Consider the following 17,239-nt stretch of genomic DNA (forward strand, 5'->3'; position numbering starts at 1 on the left):
AGCATTTATTTGATCCTTTGGGCTAATAACTTATCTAATGTGTTTGCAAAAGCCATTCTATCTTGCTGGTTGAATACAGCAGGACCTCCCGTTTGAATACCCGAAGAGCGCATCTGTTCCATGAAGTCTCGCATACCCAGACGCTGTTTAATATTTTCTTTTGTATAAAGTTCTCCACGTGGGTTAATTGCTAAGGCGCCTTTTTCGATCACATCAGATGCCAAAGGGATATCCGCAGTAATCACCAAGTCTTGAGTGTCGATATTATCGACAATGTAATTATCAGCAACATCAAAGCCCGAACTCACCACGCGGCGTTCGATCCATTTTGATGGTGGAATAGATATGGCTTGATTGGCCACTAAAATACAGGAAATTTCAAGACGTTCAGCAGCACGAAAAAGAATGGTTTTAATAACATTTGGACAGGCGTCAGCATCGACCCACAAGCGCATAAGATTCCCCTTTTTTGTAGGGCACCATTATTGATCAGTCGAAAAGTGAAATCCAGTAGTGAATAAGAACAAACGGAGCACATATAAGTGATCCGTTTGTTCTAACACTTTGTGGTGCTACATATTTGGGTAGTTTGGCCCACCAGAACCTTCTGGCGTTACCCATGTGATATTTTGTGCAGGGTCTTTGATGTCGCAGGTTTTGCAGTGAATACAATTTTGCGAGTTTATCTGAAAAATGGACTCACTATTGGACTCAACGACTTCATAAACTCCAGCCGGACAATACCGTTGAGCGGGCTCATTGTATTTCGGTAGATTACTTTGAATCGGAATCGCCGCATCTTTTAATTTTAGATGGCACGGTTGATTCTCTTCATGGTTAGTATTCGACAAAAATACGGAAGATAGTTTGTCAAAGCTCAATAAACCATCTGGCTTTTTATATTCCGGTGCAACGTGTTTCTCCGCTAACTCCATGCACGCATAGTCTGGTGTCATATCATTGAAAGTGAATGGCAAACCGCCAGAGAAAACATTCTGATCTAACCAGTTATAAGCACCGCCCCAGAAAGTACCAAGTTTATGCATCACTGGAACAAAGTTACGTGCTTGTTGTAATTCTTTCCCTAACCACGAATTACGCATAGCATCATTAAATTGAACCAAGTCAACTGTTGGAGCTTCTGATTGCAGCGCATCATAAATACTTTCTGCAGCTAACATGCCGCTCTTCATTGCTGTATGAGTTCCTTTGATCTTAGCAGGATTTAACGTACCGGCATCACAGCCAATTACCAACCCGCCAGGGAAACTCATTTTAGGCAACGACGCCCAACCACCTTTGGCAATAGCCCTAGCGCCATAAGAAACACGTTTTGCGCCCTTTAAATGCTCAGCTATGATTGGATGGTGCTTATATTTTTGGAATTCTTCATAAGGGCTCAAATATGGGTTTTTATAGTTTAAGTCGACAATCAGCCCAACCACCACTTGATTATTTTCTAAATGATATAAAAACCCCCCGCCACCGGCTTCATTACCTAACGGCCAACCAGCAGTATGAATAACGGTGCCCGGTTTACTTTGAGATTCAGGAACATCCCACAGCTCTTTTATACCAAGACCATAATGTTGAGGAGCCTTGTCTTTATCCAATTCAAAACGAGTAAGAAGCTCTTTGCCCAGATGCCCGCGACAACCCTCAGAAAAGATGGTGTATTTCGCTTTCAACAACATTCCTGGCATGAAGCCATCTTTTTCAGAGCCATCAGCAGCTAAACCCATATCTCCCGTAATAACACCTTCCACATTGCCTTTATCATCGTAAGCAATATGCGCTGCAGAAAAACCTGGAAAGACTTCTACACCTAAAGATTCAGCTTGCTCTGCAAGCCAGCGACATAGGTTGCCAAGGCTAATGATATAATTGCCATCGTTGTGGAGGGTTTTCGGTACCATCCAATTGCTAAACTTTTTAGACGTTGTTTCCGAACCTAACCAATGCAGTTCGTCGACATTTACCTTGGTGTTAAGAGGCGCGCCCATTTCTTGCCATTCAGGAAAAAGCTCTGTTAATGCCGCTGGATCGACAACGGCACCAGATAGTATGTGCGCGCCTATTTCAGAACCTTTTTCAACCAAGCAAACGCTAATTTCTTTTTCTTCAGCCTGCGCTTTTTGCATAATACGGCAAGCAGCAGATAACCCAGCAGGTCCACCACCGACGATTAAAACATCAAATTCCATTACTTCTCTATCTGACATGTTGCCTCCCATTTTATTTTTTTAGGGCATTCTCTATAGTCATGAAATGCTTTTCATCGATTGAAAACATTTTTGTTTAGATTGTCAACAGTTGCAGATCCAAACATTATTGAATAAGTATGCCCTAAAGCTCTCGGCAAAACATGATCACAATAAAATGCGACCGAATGCTCCCAAGAGCTTTTTTGTGATTCATCGAGCTTTTCATCATTCTGCGCAGCGTGTAAGGCTCTTACTTGTAACCAAGCACCAACCAAATATCCCATTAACATCATATAAGAATACGCTAAGCCTGTACCTAAAACAGGATTCTTTTGCATAGCAGTTAAACAAGTCTCGGTTGCCGTTTTAGCTTGATCTAGTACAGCCTTCACTTTATTTGCATAAGTACTAACAGAGGATGTTTGCCATTCGGCTACTTCAGCTTCAATGTCTGCTAGCAACGACATCATGGCGGCACCTTTGTCTGAATGCAATTTACGGCCAATCAAATCAATTGCTTGTATACCATTAGTGCCTTCATAAATTGGTAGGATTCGTGCATCACGCGCATGTTGAGCAACGCCTGTTTCTTCAATGAAGCCCATGCCTCCATGTACTTGAACCGCTAAGGAAGTAATTTCTTGAGCTTGCTCAGTAATCCAACCTTTAACTATAGGAGTATATAGCGCAGTTCGAGCAATAGCGTGTTTTTTATCGTCCCCTAAAGCAAGATGAGACATGTCATTTTCAACAGCAGCAACATAGATAAGAGAACGCATCGCATCGATTTGTGACTTCATCGTCATTAACATACGAAGCACATCAGGATGCTCGATAATGGCAGCTCGGCCAGTTCTCTCAGCGTTCATACCCTGCTTACGTTCTTGCGCATAGGCTAATGCCTGTTGATATGCTCGCTCCGATATAGCCAAACCTTGCAAGCCAACACCTTGTCTTGCATTGTTCATCATGGTGAACATGGCTTTTATGCCTTCGTTTTCTTGACCAACAAGGTAGCCAACAGCGCCTTCTTTATCGCCAAAGCTCATCACACACGTTGGTGAAGCATGAATGCCCATTTTATGTTCAACGGAAACCACTTGAACATCATTACGTTGAGCAAGCTCACCTTCACCGTCTAGAAGGAATTTTGGGACGATGAACAAAGAAATGCCTTTCACACCATCAGGAGCATTTGGTAGACGCGCTAATACCAAATGAATGATGTTGTCACTCATCTGATGATCACCCCAAGTGATGAATATTTTTTGCCCTTTGATACGAAATACGTCGCCATCAGGTGTGGCTTTACAGGCTATAGCTGCAAGATCTGAGCCGGCAGCAGGCTCAGTCAGATTCATTGTGCCGGCCCATTCGCCAGCCAACATTTTAGGAAGGTATAAATTCTTTAATTCAGCGCTAGCATGTAAGCTAATCGCCTCAATTGCTCCTAGACTCAACAAAGGGCACAAAGAAAAAGCTAGGTTGGCTGCTTGAACACCTTCGTTAACGGCAGTTGCTACATAAGAAGGAAGGCCTTGGCCACCGTATTCTGGGTCGCCGGATAAACCGATCCAACCTCCTTCTGAATACGCCTTGAAGGCTTCTTTAAAGCCTTTTGCTTCGATCACCTCACCATTTTCTACCCGCGAGCCTTCTTTGTCACCACTGGCGTTGATAGGCGCGATAACTTGCTCGGCTAATTTACCTGCCTCTCCAAGAATCGCTTCTAATAGATCATAATCGACAGCATCTTCTAAATAAGGTGTAAGGCGATCTGTTTTAGCAACAGAACGTAAGCTAAATAGAATGTCATTGATTGGATATAGGTATTCGCTCATTTTTTATTCTCCGGTTAGTTATCCGAGCGGATTTATACTTATAGAATGGAAAAATATAGCAAATCTCTCAATAACAATTCAGGCCTATATTTCTGACAAATACATTCACGGCATAAAATAAAAAGCATTAAAGGCATAATTTATGGGCGTTTTATTGCTTTACCAAACTTTAAGTATTCCTCACTTTTTCGATATTCGCCTGGCGTCATCCCCGTCCATTTTTTAAAAGAACGGAAAAAAGCACTCGGTTCATCAAATCCCATTAACGCGGCGATATCATTGATGCTTAACTGAGGAGCGTTCATATAGGTAATTGCCGCTTCTTTACGGCAGTCATCCTTGATGTTTTGGTAGGAGGTTTTTTCGTCATTTAGACGCCTGCGTAGTGTCGATACACTCATATTAAGAGCACTCGCTACTTCATCGGCACTCGGCATTTCTCGTGAAAAATCCTTCCCTAGCATGGCCATGACTTGTGATTTTAAGCTGTTGTCGTTTTCTACCATTACCAATAATTGATAAGGTGCGGTTTTTAAAAAGCCTCTCAAACTGTCTTCGGTTTGAACAATGGGCATATCAAGGTAACTGGCAGGAAATACTAAAGCGTTAGCGTGTTGGTTAAATCTAACTTCTGATTGGAAAAGTGTCTTGTAATATTCAACATCGTCCGGGCGCTCACTGGTGAAGTAAGCCGCCTTCAAGTTTAATCGACGCCCAATTAACCAACAAATGAAATGATGCCACATGGAAAGGGTTGTTCTTAACTGCTCTTTTGATTCTGGTTCGACTAGCTCGCTGATATTTTCTACTGAAGAATCCAAAGGTGCAAAGGTCACCATGGCGAATCGACCTTTTTTAATCAACACCGGTTTAACCGTTGGACCTCGGCAAATCTCATAAAAATCACTACAACGATACAAGGCATGAGCAAGACTTCGTGCATGTATGATACAAAGGCACATCATTCTGAAAGTACCGTTTGGAACCTTACCACCACTTAGCATACCAAACGACTCATCTTGCATGAGCCACATGATTTTTTGGTAAAGCATTCCGTAACGATAAGCGGGGAATGAGTCGCTCTGCTCTATTTCATCTTGTGTTAGTTCTAAACTGTCTAACACCGACTGACGGTCCAAACCTTGACCCTCAACCGCTTTTAAAAGATAGCGAACACTCGACATCGGAACAGAAGCTTTCACAGTTATCACCTTATTTAACAAATGATTTAAGTCAAAATTTTTATTGTATGGCGCTTTTTTAACATAAAAAAAGGCTGCATCTGCAGCCTTTTTTATTTTACATTTATTTGCTTGTCTTTCTGCTTTTACTTTTGCTCGTTTATTTTTGCTCAGTAAAGGCAGACAACAATTCGTCTAATGACAGATCTTCACTATCCGTATCGATGTTGTTAACGTTTTCCATAGCTTCCGCTTGCTCTGCTTTTTCATCAACAGGTTTCACGAAAACAAAACGACGAGGACGCACAGGTGCAGCCCCAGCTTCTTTTTCTGGAAGCAATCCTAATCGTTCAAGTTTCTTGTGCGCTTGTTCTTTGCGTTCCTTGGATTTCTTTGTCACAAAACGGCGAGTTGGTGAAGATTTACGAGCTTTGTTTTGCTCTTTCATCATCTCTTTTGAACCAGTTTTTCCAAGTTTGCCACGCATACTGCGCGATTTTTTAACACGAGCCATAATATCCTCTCTTTATCGCGCGCATTGTAGCAGTGAATTCATGCTAGGTCATCCAGCAGAACTAGCAATTTGCTTTAAAAGAACTGTGGCCAGTTTTTCTTTGGTTGCCCATTGCTCCAAGTAATTTTTTCACTTCTGAAGAGTTTCCTGACTTTAGTGCAGTTTCTAGATCTTTTAGAACCACGATAGTGTCATCAACTACTTTAGTGAATTCTGCTTTTTGATCTTTTAATTCATTGCCTTGCAAGTTTTCTGCAGTGAATTTATAAGGTGTTTCACTACGTGCTTTTTCAAAATAAGTAATCAGTGTATTTGCTCGTTTTGCTGCAGATTCATTGTCCCCTGACTTAACATCAGACGACATAGAGCGCATTTCATCTTTGATATTTTCCATGTAACCATGCAACTTAGTGTCATCACATGAAGCAGCAAATACAGTAGATGAACAGGAAATAGAAATAATCGCGGCAGTAAGAAGACCTTTTTTCATAAATACACCTTTTAATCCCAAAATACTTAAGCTCGAGGCTTTGTTAATCGCGTAAAACAATGTGTTTAAAATAACATGCTCGCTGAAAAAAACACCTACTATATTGTAATCGTTATAACTACTTTAACCTTGTTAATATATATTCACTAATGACACTAGGTGTGTTTGACGTGTATCTTACAAACTTTACTAGCTTGTCAGATATATTAGTCATTTGAATGGTAATGGAGTTCAATATTTTTAAGTTTAGATACAAATTGCTTGTTCTGCTCAGTTTGGCAATAAGCAGTTTTACTTTCGCGGAGTGCAGCGACTTTGACGCAAAGCTTGCTGCAGATAAAGACGCTCAAAAGTACATGAGTGGAAAAACGTTTAAAAATGCTTTGGTTTTAAAAAGACATCTTCCAAGTAAAAGAAAAGAGGTCGCCAGCTATATTTATGTCAAAGCAGACGACCTCTATTACACGGTTTTTTCTTTAGTGAACTCTCAATGCAAAACTGAAATCATCAAAAGAACCAATGGCAAGCACTAGCTTGTCATTTATTTTTTAGTTTTTTCTGGTTTTTTCGCTTTATCAGACTTTTTATCTTTATCTGCTTTTGACGAGTCATCAGATTCTTCTTCAGAATCGTCTTCTTCGTCTTCCTCTTCTTCACCAAGCTTAGATATTTCTTCTAGTCGTTCGATTACTCGAGCAGATACCGTGCCTTCTGGGTATTCACCCTCTTCATCCGCAACACCGGGCTCAATACCAGTCAATAAATGCAACGCTTCATCAGCTGTAGAAATCGCATAAACATGGAACATTCCCGCTTGCACAGCCTCAACAATCTCATCGCTTAACATCAAATTCACAGCATTAGACTTAGGAATAATAACGCCTTGTGTACCAGTTAAACCACGGGCATTACAGACGTTAAAGAAGCCTTCAATTTTTTCATTCACGCCACCAATGGCCTGAATCTCACCGTACTGGTTTAACGAACCAGTAATGGCAAGATCCTGACGTAGAGGCACTTGAATCAACGCTGATAGCAAACAACACAATTCTGCCGTAGAAGCACTGTCACCATCAATATAACCGTAGCTCTGCTCCATCGCGATAGAAGCGGAAATATCTAATGGAAAACGCTGAGCATATTTATTACCGAGATAACCAGATAAGATCAAGACACCTTTAGAGTGAATGTTTTGACCTAGATTTGACTCTCGTTCGATATCAATAATGCCTTTACCACCCGGATAAACCGTTGTGGAAATACGAGCAGGCGCACCAAAGCTACTATCACCAATCTGCATGACTGTTAAACCGTTGATTTTACCAACCGCATAACCATCACTTTCTAGTAACACTGTACCTTCAATGATCTCTTCAATGATTTTCTCACTGACTCGACCTGTGCGATGTTTTTTCGCTTTTAAAGCACGAGCAATATGGTCCGCTGTGATTTCGCTGTCTTTCGCCATCTGACGAACAAAATCGGCCTCACCTAATAATTCAAATACATCACCGATTTTTGCAGCCATTTCACGTTGATGTTCTGCTAGACGGCTGCTGTATTCGATCAAAGCAGCAACGCCATCACGCGTCACGTTGGCATACTCTTCTTTATCTACTCGATCCTTCATCAGGCGAGCAAAAGACAACTCTGAATCTTTAGAGCGTTTAAGAGTATCGTCAAAATCGACTAAAACTCGGAACATTTCTTGAAAATCTGGATCCGCATCTTGCAACAAGTAATAAATATCACGCGCACCGATCAATACAACTTTCACCTGTAAAGGCAAATCCTGTGGTGAAAGCGTCGTGGTATTCATCAAGCCCATATCAGCATAAGGATGCTCAATTTTGATAGTTTTGCTTTTTAGTGCGCGCTTAAGTGCTTCCCACAAATAATGGTCTGTTAGCAGTTTTTCAGCATCTAAGATCAAGTAACCACCATTTGCTGCATGCAAACTACCAGAACGAATCAAACGATAACTTGTCACCAACATACCCTGATCGCTACTGTGCTCCACCTGACCAAATAAATTTCGGTAGGTTGGATGCGGCTCGTACACTACAGGCTGCCCACCATTAGTTTCGTGTGTAATAGCGATATTCGGCAAATACAGTTCTTCATAAAATTGACGACGACCTATTTCATCGCGGTTCTCAGAAGCTTTATCGTCAGCCATTTGATCTATTATGGTTTTATCTAAATCGTCTCTCAACGCATTAAGATGCGCTGTAATATCAGCATCGTCTTTGTATTTCTCAAACAAACCTGACATTAATGGATCTAGCGCTTCTTTGACAGTGTCTAAATTTAACTGGCGAATTTGCTCATAAGTTGCGCGCTTCCATTGCGGCAAACCCAATAACTCTTCATTAAGCAATCCTTCAAGTGTCGAAACACCTTCTTGAAATGCATCACGCTCGTCATCGGTTAATGCGGCAAACTCATTCTCTTCTAATGCTTTGCCATCCTTCATAGGCGCAAAGCTCACAGAAGATGCGTCACGAAACATGGCGACGCCAATTTTGCCGGAGACACGCTCTACTTTATTGATCGCGGCTTCATATTGATCGTTAAAAGCACGATCAATTACACTTTTCTGTTGCTGATACGTAGGGTTTTCAAAAGCCGCTGGAAAGGTAACCATTAGGCCATCAATTAATGCTCGAATTTCTTTTTCAAATTCTGAAGCTTGACCCGGAGAAAACTCCAGTGCTTTTGGACGATGACTTTCGGTAAAGTTATTAATATAAGCCCATTCATTAGGTGCTGGACGGCGTTTTGCTTCACTTTTTAAGTAGCTTAATACATAAGAAGAACGACCAGTGCCAGAATCGCCCATAGCAAAAATATTGTAGCCAGGACGTTGCATCGCCACACCGAATTGAATGGCTTCAACAGCACGCTCTTGACCTAAAATACCGCTAAGTGGCTCAATATCGTTTAATGTTTTGAAAGTCAGGTGATCCGCAGGAACTTTAGCTGAAAGAGCTTGATACGGTAGAGAAGTAACCATGTTGGACATCAATGGATTTCCTTATGTCTAACAAGCCATTCAGAAAATAGGCTTGCGAAAGAAGAAGGCTCTTCTTTCAAATATTTTAAATAAATACAATATGTTGAGACTAACACTGTGATTTCACTTCGACTATATGGAAGCGGAAATATCATTGTTTTATTAGCAAAAAACACCAGTTGTCCAACTTTTTGTTACTCAATTGCACTGAACCTTGGGAAACAATCTAGAGCTGAAGTTGATGCTGCGGATTTGCTTTCGCAAAAACTCGATGAAAATTAGCCGCGGTCGCTTCTAGTAAGGCCTCGTAACGAATACCTTTCAAATCTGCCACATATTGAGCAACTTCAGAAACATATTGAGGCTCATTTTTTTTGCCTCGATATGGTACTGGAGCTAAATAAGGTGAATCCGTTTCAACAATTAAAGATTCTAAAGGCAACTTGCGCACGGTTTCTTTCAGGTCTTGTGCCGTTTTAAAGGTCACAATCCCAGAAATAGAAATTAAGTAGTTTTCATCTAATGCCGCTTTTGCCATATCATAATCTTCAGTAAAACAGTGCAGCACACCAGCGCTATCCCGATTGCCATATTGCTTAATCAAAGACAAAGTATCTTCTTTGGCATTTCGAGTATGAACAATCACGGGTAAGCCCAGACTACCAGCCGCTTGAAGGTGATGGATAAAACTCTCCTTCTGAGCTTCATGAGCCTCTGCTGATGCTTCATAAAAATAATCTAAACCAGTTTCGCCTATTGCGATAACTTTTGGGTCAGCGGCATACTGACGTAGTAGGCTTTCATCAGTAACAAGACCTTCACTTTGCAAAGGATGAACACCACAACTAGCATAGACGCCGTTGCGCTTAGTAAATCCTAACACGGTATCCATTTTATTAAGGTCGACGGAGATAGTGAGCAACTGCCTAACGCCCTTTCGATACGCGGCATCAATGACTGAATTTATATCATTGTTATGTGGAGCCAGATCGAGCATATCAAGATGGCAATGGGTATCAATTAACATAGTTGGTTTACCAATGATTCAATTCGTGTGTGAGTTGCATAATGGGGTTTAAATTTGTCTTTTGAAGGTCTGACTTCAATTTTTGTAGAGATTGATAACGCAACATTAGAGTTTGAATGCCTAAACGAGCAATAAGCGTGTCGTAAATCGTTTGCAGTGCTTCATCAATAGGCGCACCAGTCGAGTGACAAATGCATTGATGGAGAATTGCCGCTAAGCCGTTGCAGTAATCTTCAATATTATTACTGTCCAGACCTTTTAATACAGCACTAACTGACACTGTTCCTCGCAGCATGCTCGTCAATTGATCTGGCAAACCCGCATATAACTGAGTTTTACCTTGCTGCTGAATCGCCAGTAACCGAAATGGCTGAGTAGTTAACCAAAATAACGCCCCCAAAGCTTTGCCATCTGGTTGTTGCATCAGCCAGGATTTCACTTCATTCATACTTGGAGTAGGCACATTAACCAATAAACAACGACTTCTAATCGTTGGCATAAGGCTGCTTGATTGTGAACTAGTGAGAACAAAAAAGGTTCTATCGGCAGGTTCTTCAAGTGCTTTTAACACTGCGTTGGCCGCATTAATATTCATCGCTTGGGCGTGGGTAATTAATACGACTTTATTTTGTCCCACTTGGGGCTTTTGGCTAATTTGACGCACTAATAGACGGACTTGGTCAACTTTAATCGTAGAGGCTTCGCCATCTAAAACGCGAAAATCAGGATGCGTATCAGCGCTCATCAGCTGACATGAGTGACAAGTACCACAAGCTGCAGCCTGATTTTTTTCGCACATTAAATCTTTTACCATTTCATGGGCAAGTTCTTCTTGCCCAACGCCATCAGCACCAGTAATCAATAAAGCATGAGAAAGACTATTAGTTTGTTTCAGCACCTGAACTTGACGCAAACATGGAATCAACCAATCAGCAATATTCGTCATCTAACAGTCACCAGCCCAAGCTTCATTTAGCTTTGCCAGTTGCTCTTCAATCTGACTTTTAACTGATTCTAAAGACTGGCTTGCATCGACGATTTTTACTCTTTTAGGATCCGCTTCAGCACGCTCAAGAAAGCCATCACGAACTTTTTGGTGGAACGCAAATGATTCTTTATCTAAGCGGTCTTGATGCTGACGCTGAACCACACGCTCTTGCCCTAATTCAACAGGAACATCTAATACTAGAGTTGCATCGGGCTTATTATCGCCAACCACCCAATTTGCCAATTGATCAAGCATAGCGATATCGCCACCGCGAGCTTTACCCTGGTAAACGTAGCTTGAGTCTAAAAAACGATCACTGATCACCCAAGTACCTTTATCTAAAGCGGGTTGGATTTTTTCCGCTAAATGTTGCGCTCTCGCGGCAAAAACTAGCAATAACTCAGTGACATCGTTCACCGATTCGTCTCGTGGAGTCAAAACAAGCTGGCGGATCTCTTCAGCAAGTGGTGTACCGCCCGGCTCACGAGTCATTATGTAAGGAATTTTATGGTCATCTAACCACTGGCGAATAAAATGAATCGCCGTTGTTTTGCCACTACCTTCTCCACCCTCAAGCGAAATAAATTTACCTCTCATACAACCTTCCTCTATTTCGCAATCACTGGAGTCGAACGATAGTCTTCTCGTCGTTTAAACTGATACTTTCTTACCGCTTGGTTATGCTCTTGCAGAGTATTTGAAAAAGCATGCGTACCATCTCCCTTGGCAACAAAATACAAGGCCTTTGTTTGTTCTGGGTTTAATGCAGCTTCAATAGCCTCGCGACCAACATTAGCTATTGGTGTTGGCGGTAACCCATAAATTCTGTAAGTATTATATGGAGATGAGTCTTGGAGACCTTTGCGCGTCAAATTGCCCTTGAATAGATCACCAAGACCATAAATAACGGTAGGATCAGTTTGTAGTCGCATGCCTTTTTCTAAACGACTAATAAACACTTGAGAAATTAATGGTCGTTCATAAGGTACGCCGGTTTCTTTCTCGATAATAGACGCCATAATTAACGCTTCATAAGGTGATTTATAGGGTAAGTTCTCTGTTTTTTTCTCCCACAAATCGTTCAACGTTTGAGTCATCAATTCATGAGCATGCTTTAATATACTAACGTCAGTATCGCCTTCATGATAGCGATAAGTATTGGCAAAAAATTGGCCTTCAGGATGTGAAACGTCGAGCCCCACTTTCTTCACTATTTCTTCATTCGATGCATCTAGCAAGGTCATAGTGATATTTCCACGAGCTTGCATTGCCAGTAGAAAATCCCGAGTTGTCTTGCCTTCCAGCAAAGTAATAGAGTAAAAAATAGATTGCCCTGAATCAAACAGTGCCATTATATCCAATAAATTCATCTCAGGTTTGATTGCATACTTGCCAACCTTAGGCACCCACTCTGAATGCAATTTAGCAACCACACGAGTTAAGTATGGATTAGCAATCAACCCTTTTTCACTTAGCTCATTACCTAAACTATAAGCCGTATCTCCCGCTTTAACTTCAAATTCTTCTTTCGACGTTATTTCCACAGGAGCAGTAATAGAATGATAAAGATAGCCTGCCAATATAGCCGACAAAGTAACAGATAAAAAAACAACGCGGTAAAACCACTTAATGAACGCCATGCATATCCTTAGCTTGCATTAGAATTTGTAATTTCCGAGTATGAACTCCAATTGGAAAAGATACTCCTGTAACACCAATGACAGGCACTATACCCATGAGACTATTGGTAATAAACACTTCATCCGCAGCCATCAAATCGCAAAGCATAAATCGACCAATTTGGACTGTATAATCATATTGACGTTCAATAATGGCTTTTCTATAGGTACCTTGCACACCTGATTGCTCAAGTGAAGGGGTATAAAGCACACCTTGCTTACACCAAAAAAGATTACTCTGAATACACTCAACCAGCTCTCGATTGCCATTCATCATAATTGCTTCAAAATCAGGTGACGATAAATATTGCTTAGCAATCACATTTTCAAGCCTGTTTAAATGCTTCATTCCAGCAAGAAAGCGATTGGAACTGACAGGAACTGGCGAAATGGAAAGTGAAACACCTTTTTCTCGATGAACTTGGTAATCAGGTGCAGGTAGGATACCGATAATGATGGAATGAATACAGTTCTCAGGTGCTAAATAGCCTCTTCCGCCCTCTCCTCGACTGATCATAATTTTTACAACAGATTCTTCATGGATCAATGGCAAGACATCGGAATACAAAAAATTATACAGAGAAGTTTTTTGCTCTAAAGAAAAAGGCATAGCAAGCTTAGAAAGCCCACGATAAAGGCGAGAAAGATGATCGTTGATTTTTAAGAAACACTGAGGAAAAACACGAATAGTTTCAAACACACCATCACCGTAAGCCAAGCCACGATCAACAACGGAAACCGATTTGTCTAATCTGTAATTGACGAACCAAGTCATGGCTAAAAACTCAAAATGAAGGTTAGCTATGATAGCGCAAAAAAAGGATGGCGTCCCATAGGGGGTTCGAACCCCTGTTACCGCCGTGAAAGGGCGGTGTCCTAGGCCTCTAGACGAATGGGACATACAAAAAAACTATAATTGGAGCGGGAAACGAGGCTCGAACTCGCGACCCCAACCTTGGCAAGGTTGTGCTCTACCACTGAGCTATTCCCGCATTACATTGCTATATACTACTTAGCAATACTTTACCTTTAAAAAAGGTAAAAGTGGCGTCCCATAGGGGGTTCGAACCCCTGTTACCGCCGTGAAAGGGCGGTGTCCTAGGCCTCTAGACGAATGGGACATAAACTTTTATCACACTAACAATTTTACTTTTTCAACGACACTTTTTACTTTAAAAGTATAAAAATGGCGTCCCATAGGGGGTTCGAACCCCTGTTACCGCCGTGAAAGGGCGGTGTCCTAGGCCTCTAGACGAATGGGACACAATTTAGCTTTTATAGTGCTATAACTATCTTCTTTTCAAACTTTCTACTTAAAGAAAGTGGAGCGGGAAACGAGGCTCGAACTCGCGACCCCAACCTTGGCAAGGTTGTGCTCTACCACTGAGCTATTCCCGCATTTCTAACACCCCTACTCTTTATTCGCATAAACCAGTGGGCTGTCTATTAATCTTGCAACTTGCAAGATCAATTTAAAAGTGGCGTCCCATAGGGGGTTCGAACCCCTGTTACCGCCGTGAAAGGGCGGTGTCCTAGGCCTCTAGACGAATGGGACACAATTTAGCTTTTATAGTGCTATAACTATCTTCTTTTCAAACTTTCTACTTAAAGAAAGTGGAGCGGGAAACGAGGCTCGAACTCGCGACCCCAACCTTGGCAAGGTTGTGCTCTACCACTGAGCTATTCCCGCATTTCTAACACCCCTACTCTTTATTCGCATAAACGAGTGGACTGTTTTATCAAACTTGCCTAATTGCAAGACTGATTTAAAAGTGGCGTCCCATAGGGGGTTCGAACCCCTGTTACCGCCGTGAAAGGGCGGTGTCCTAGGCCTCTAGACGAATGGGACACAATTTAGCTTTTATAGTGCTATAACTATCTTCTTTTCAAACTTTCTACTTAAAGAAAGTGGAGCGGGAAACGAGGCTCGAACTCGCGACCCCAACCTTGGCAAGGTTGTGCTCTACCACTGAGCTATTCCCGCAAAAAACTTCTCATCCAGCACTAATTTTATGTAGACTATACAGCCAACCGTGTGAAAGGATGGCGTCCCATAGGGGGTTCGAACCCCTGTTACCGCCGTGAAAGGGCGGTGTCCTAGGCCTCTAGACGAATGGGACAACGTTTTAATCTTGCTGTGTGAGCGGGTGCGTATATTACTGTTACCAATCTGAAAATCAACAGTTTTTTTCATTAATTTAAGCTACTTAGAAAAAAAGTCGCTTTAGAAATCAATCTGATCGGAGCTATTATGCTAAACAAACAACTATTTTTAACACTATCCCTTTCAACGCTTTTATTAGCTGGCTGCTCTACAACGCACTATATAAGCATCACTCCACAAGAAAACGTTAAAACTGCAACCCTCTCTAATGAAAGAGTTATAGATGTGACCACCAGCACAAAACTGACCAATGCCGTTGGCTCTATTAAAACAGGCATTAATGAACGAGCTGACATTTTCACAACAAATGATGTAAAACAAAGCGTTAAGGACAGTGTACTAAGTGGCTTGCGTAAAATGGGCTTCACTCCAGACCAAGGACTAATGCCAGCTGCAGATCTGCAAATTGAAATTACTAAGATGAGTTATACAACTAAAGTAGAAACATTAAAGACAGTCGCCACTTTAGAGTTTGAGTTAAAGGCAACATTAGCAGCCAAAGGTCAAACCTATAAAGCCAACTATGGATCTCAAAAAGTTAGAGAGTACGGCACTATGCCTTACCAACAAGCAATCCAAGACGACATGAACGCACTTGCCAGCCAAACAGTTAATCGCCTCTTAAGTGATCCAAATATTATTGCCCTACTTAAATAAGACCCACTCCATGACGGAGCACTATTTCAGGCTAAGATAAATAAAACCAAAAGGCCAAACTGATTACGCATCAGTTTGGCCTTTTAATTGCTATGAATATCCACACCTCACTCAGCCCATCTAGAACATAAGCATTTTTTAGCTATATATTAAGCACTCACCTTGAATGCGCTCAAGTAAAGAGTAAAGTTAGTATTTTCTCCGCCCAGCTGCAGTAAGGATAAAGTGGTGCAAATTCGTAAATCAAACAAACTAGCCAATATATGTTATGAAATCCGAGGTCCAGTCTTAAAAGAAGCTGTACGAATGGAAGAAGAAGGTCAACGTATCCTCAAATTAAATATAGGCAACCCTGCCCCATTTGGATTTGAAGCGCCTGATGAAATCCTTGTTGATGTGATTCGTAACTTACCAACGTCTCAAGGCTACTGTGAATCAAAAGGTCTTTTTTCAGCCCGAAAAGCGGTAATGCAAAAGTACCAAGCCATGGGCATCAAAACTGCTGACGTAAATTACGTATGGATGGGGAACGGCGTCAGTGAACTTATCGTTATGGCTATGCAAGGCCTATTAAACGATGGCGACGAAATATTAATACCAGCGCCCGACTACCCTCTTTGGACTGCAGCCGCGACATTAGCTGGCGGCTACGTGAAACACTACTTGTGTGACGAGGGTTCAGGTTGGCAGCCAGATATTAACGATATCCGCTCAAAAATCTCCAACAAAACAAAAGCCATTGTCATTATTAACCCAAACAACCCAACGGGTGCTGTTTATGAAAAAGACATCCTTGAGTCTATTGTTAACCTTGCAGAAGAACACAACCTACTGATCTTTTCAGATGAAATATACGACAAAATCCTCTATGACGAAGCTCAGCACATACCTACTGCCACACTGACAGAAGGAAGAGCCCCCTGCATCACCTTCGGCGGATTATCGAAAGTGTATCGTACAGCGGGCTTCCGTTCAGGCTGGATGGTGATTACCGGAGATCGTAGTGGAATAAGTGACTATATAGAAGGACTAGATATACTTAGCTCTATGCGCTTGTGCGCCAACGTACCAGCCCAACACGCCGTACAAACTGCATTAGGCGGATACCAAAGCATAAATGAGTTAATTGTCCCTGGAGGTCGCTTCTATGAACAACGCAAGGTGGCATGGGAAGCACTCGACTCTATCCCGGGCGTTCACTGCCATAAACCTGAAGGCGCCCTGTACTTATTCCCAAGACTCGATTCCAAAATGTACAAAATCAAAAATGACATGGATCTTGTTTTACAATTCTTGCGAGAAGAGAAAGTACTTATAGTTCAAGGCACGGGATTCAACTGGCCCACACCAGATCATGTCCGCTTTGTATTCCTTCCTCATATTGAAGAACTAACACCCGCCATGGATAGGTTTGCTGCGTTTCTTGGTCGATTGAGAAAGCGCTAATCCTCTCTTGAAATAATCCAATAAAGCCCTAC

Annotated in this window: 15 protein-coding genes and 10 tRNA genes; 3 read left to right on the forward strand and 22 right to left on the reverse strand. The window is 41.7% G+C overall.

Translation table 11 applies throughout. The annotated features are described in order from the left end of the window. Positions 1–5 precede the first annotated feature (5 nt). From TY87_RS02380 to TY87_RS02405, 6 genes are all read right to left on the reverse strand, one after another. Positions 6–455: a YaiI/YqxD family protein gene (locus TY87_RS02380; protein WP_100185858.1), complete on the reverse strand. Its 450-nt coding sequence runs from the start codon at positions 453–455 to the stop codon at positions 6–8. A gap of 117 nt (positions 456–572) precedes the next feature. Beyond that, positions 573–2,222, reverse strand: a complete 1,650-nt coding sequence (locus tag TY87_RS02385) for an electron transfer flavoprotein-ubiquinone oxidoreductase (protein WP_100185859.1) — start codon at positions 2,220–2,222, stop codon at positions 573–575. A gap of 53 nt (positions 2,223–2,275) precedes the next feature. Next, a complete protein-coding gene (locus TY87_RS02390) occupies positions 2,276–4,045 on the reverse strand; it encodes an acyl-CoA dehydrogenase family protein (RefSeq protein ID WP_100185860.1) in 1,770 nt (589 codons plus the stop codon). Between the two features lie 140 nt (positions 4,046–4,185). Then, complete coding sequence (locus tag TY87_RS02395; protein ID WP_100185861.1) at positions 4,186–5,247, reverse strand: AraC family transcriptional regulator; 1,062 nt, start codon at positions 5,245–5,247, stop codon at positions 4,186–4,188. A 139-nt stretch (positions 5,248–5,386) separates the two neighbouring features. Next, a complete protein-coding gene (locus TY87_RS02400; RefSeq protein ID WP_072839014.1) occupies positions 5,387–5,740 on the reverse strand; it encodes a hypothetical protein in 354 nt (117 codons plus the stop codon). A 61-nt stretch (positions 5,741–5,801) separates the two neighbouring features. Continuing rightward, a complete protein-coding gene (locus TY87_RS02405; RefSeq protein WP_100185862.1) occupies positions 5,802–6,230 on the reverse strand; it encodes a cytochrome b562 in 429 nt (142 codons plus the stop codon). Positions 6,231–6,454: 224 nt separating this feature from the next. On the opposite strand from TY87_RS02405, the gene TY87_RS02410 reads away from it, so the two are divergent. Next, positions 6,455–6,763: a hypothetical protein gene (locus tag TY87_RS02410; RefSeq protein ID WP_072839259.1), complete on the forward strand. Its 309-nt coding sequence runs from the start codon at positions 6,455–6,457 to the stop codon at positions 6,761–6,763. 8 nt (positions 6,764–6,771) lie between these two features. On the opposite strand, the gene TY87_RS02415 is transcribed toward TY87_RS02410, so the two are convergent. The 16 genes from TY87_RS02415 to TY87_RS02490 form a co-directional block, all read right to left on the reverse strand. Then, positions 6,772–9,255, reverse strand: coding sequence for a Lon protease family protein (locus TY87_RS02415; protein WP_100185863.1), 2,484 nt, complete (start codon positions 9,253–9,255; stop codon positions 6,772–6,774). 217 nt (positions 9,256–9,472) lie between these two features. Next, positions 9,473–10,273 (reverse strand): TatD family hydrolase, encoded by an 801-nt coding sequence (locus tag TY87_RS02420; RefSeq protein WP_100185864.1) that lies wholly within the window; start codon positions 10,271–10,273, stop codon positions 9,473–9,475. A gap of 7 nt (positions 10,274–10,280) precedes the next feature. After that, entirely contained in the window at positions 10,281–11,219 is a 939-nt protein-coding gene (holB, locus tag TY87_RS02425) for a DNA polymerase III subunit delta' (RefSeq protein WP_100185865.1), read from the reverse strand. After that, on the reverse strand, positions 11,220–11,858 hold the full coding sequence (gene tmk / locus TY87_RS02430) for a dTMP kinase (protein WP_072839009.1): 639 nt from the start codon (positions 11,856–11,858) through the stop codon (positions 11,220–11,222). Between the two features lie 11 nt (positions 11,859–11,869). Further along, positions 11,870–12,901, reverse strand: a complete 1,032-nt coding sequence (mltG, locus tag TY87_RS02435) for an endolytic transglycosylase MltG (RefSeq protein WP_100185866.1) — start codon at positions 12,899–12,901, stop codon at positions 11,870–11,872. Continuing rightward, on the reverse strand, positions 12,888–13,715 hold the full coding sequence (pabC, locus tag TY87_RS02440) for an aminodeoxychorismate lyase (RefSeq protein ID WP_100185867.1): 828 nt from the start codon (positions 13,713–13,715) through the stop codon (positions 12,888–12,890). Before pabC ends, mltG begins: the two co-directional genes overlap by 14 nt. 48 nt (positions 13,716–13,763) lie before the next feature. After that, positions 13,764–13,839, reverse strand: a tRNA-Glu gene (locus TY87_RS02445). Between the two features lie 18 nt (positions 13,840–13,857). Further along, positions 13,858–13,932, reverse strand: a tRNA-Gly gene (locus TY87_RS02450). 53 nt (positions 13,933–13,985) lie between these two features. Beyond that, a tRNA-Glu gene (locus TY87_RS02455) sits at positions 13,986–14,061 on the reverse strand. Positions 14,062–14,127: 66 nt separating this feature from the next. Next, a tRNA-Glu gene (locus tag TY87_RS02460) sits at positions 14,128–14,203 on the reverse strand. 60 nt (positions 14,204–14,263) lie between these two features. Beyond that, positions 14,264–14,338 (reverse strand) — tRNA-Gly (locus TY87_RS02465). Positions 14,339–14,419: 81 nt separating this feature from the next. Further along, a tRNA-Glu gene (locus TY87_RS02470) sits at positions 14,420–14,495 on the reverse strand. A 60-nt stretch (positions 14,496–14,555) separates the two neighbouring features. Further along, positions 14,556–14,630, reverse strand: a tRNA-Gly gene (locus TY87_RS02475). Positions 14,631–14,713: 83 nt separating this feature from the next. Continuing rightward, a tRNA-Glu gene (locus TY87_RS02480) sits at positions 14,714–14,789 on the reverse strand. 60 nt (positions 14,790–14,849) lie between these two features. Beyond that, positions 14,850–14,924: transfer RNA gene (locus TY87_RS02485), tRNA-Gly, on the reverse strand. Between the two features lie 60 nt (positions 14,925–14,984). After that, positions 14,985–15,060 (reverse strand) — tRNA-Glu (locus TY87_RS02490). Positions 15,061–15,191: 131 nt separating this feature from the next. On the opposite strand from TY87_RS02490, the gene TY87_RS02495 reads away from it, so the two are divergent. Continuing rightward, a complete protein-coding gene (locus TY87_RS02495) occupies positions 15,192–15,761 on the forward strand; it encodes a YajG family lipoprotein (protein WP_012069971.1) in 570 nt (189 codons plus the stop codon). Between the two features lie 228 nt (positions 15,762–15,989). Further along, positions 15,990–17,207, forward strand: coding sequence for a pyridoxal phosphate-dependent aminotransferase (locus TY87_RS02500; protein ID WP_084122593.1), 1,218 nt, complete (start codon positions 15,990–15,992; stop codon positions 17,205–17,207). Positions 17,208–17,239: the final 32 nt, after the last annotated feature.

The sequence above is a fragment of the Marinomonas sp. BSi20584 genome (genome assembly GCF_002792415.1).
Lineage (GTDB): Bacteria > Pseudomonadota > Gammaproteobacteria > Pseudomonadales > Marinomonadaceae > Marinomonas > Marinomonas polaris.

Excerpts from the sequence above, each read along its gene's own strand:
- TY87_RS02380 (WP_100185858.1), bottom strand. The coding sequence starts at position 455 with ATGCGCTTGTGGGTCGATGCTGACGCCTGTCCAAATGTTATTAAAACC.
- TY87_RS02385 (WP_100185859.1), bottom strand. The coding sequence starts at position 2,222 with ATGTCAGATAGAGAAGTAATGGAATTTGATGTTTTAATCGTCGGTGGT.
- TY87_RS02390 (WP_100185860.1), bottom strand. The coding sequence starts at position 4,045 with ATGAGCGAATACCTATATCCAATCAATGACATTCTATTTAGCTTACGT.
- TY87_RS02400 (WP_072839014.1), bottom strand. The coding sequence starts at position 5,740 with ATGGCTCGTGTTAAAAAATCGCGCAGTATGCGTGGCAAACTTGGAAAA.
- TY87_RS02405 (WP_100185862.1), bottom strand. The coding sequence starts at position 6,230 with ATGAAAAAAGGTCTTCTTACTGCCGCGATTATTTCTATTTCCTGTTCA.
- TY87_RS02410 (WP_072839259.1), top strand. The coding sequence starts at position 6,455 with ATGGAGTTCAATATTTTTAAGTTTAGATACAAATTGCTTGTTCTGCTC.
- TY87_RS02415 (WP_100185863.1), bottom strand. The coding sequence starts at position 9,255 with ATGTCCAACATGGTTACTTCTCTACCGTATCAAGCTCTTTCAGCTAAA.
- TY87_RS02420 (WP_100185864.1), bottom strand. The coding sequence starts at position 10,273 with ATGTTAATTGATACCCATTGCCATCTTGATATGCTCGATCTGGCTCCA.
- holB (WP_100185865.1), bottom strand. The coding sequence starts at position 11,219 with ATGACGAATATTGCTGATTGGTTGATTCCATGTTTGCGTCAAGTTCAG.
- tmk (WP_072839009.1), bottom strand. The coding sequence starts at position 11,858 with ATGAGAGGTAAATTTATTTCGCTTGAGGGTGGAGAAGGTAGTGGCAAA.
- mltG (WP_100185866.1), bottom strand. The coding sequence starts at position 12,901 with ATGGCGTTCATTAAGTGGTTTTACCGCGTTGTTTTTTTATCTGTTACT.
- pabC (WP_100185867.1), bottom strand. The coding sequence starts at position 13,715 with ATGACTTGGTTCGTCAATTACAGATTAGACAAATCGGTTTCCGTTGTT.
- TY87_RS02495 (WP_012069971.1), top strand. The coding sequence starts at position 15,192 with ATGCTAAACAAACAACTATTTTTAACACTATCCCTTTCAACGCTTTTA.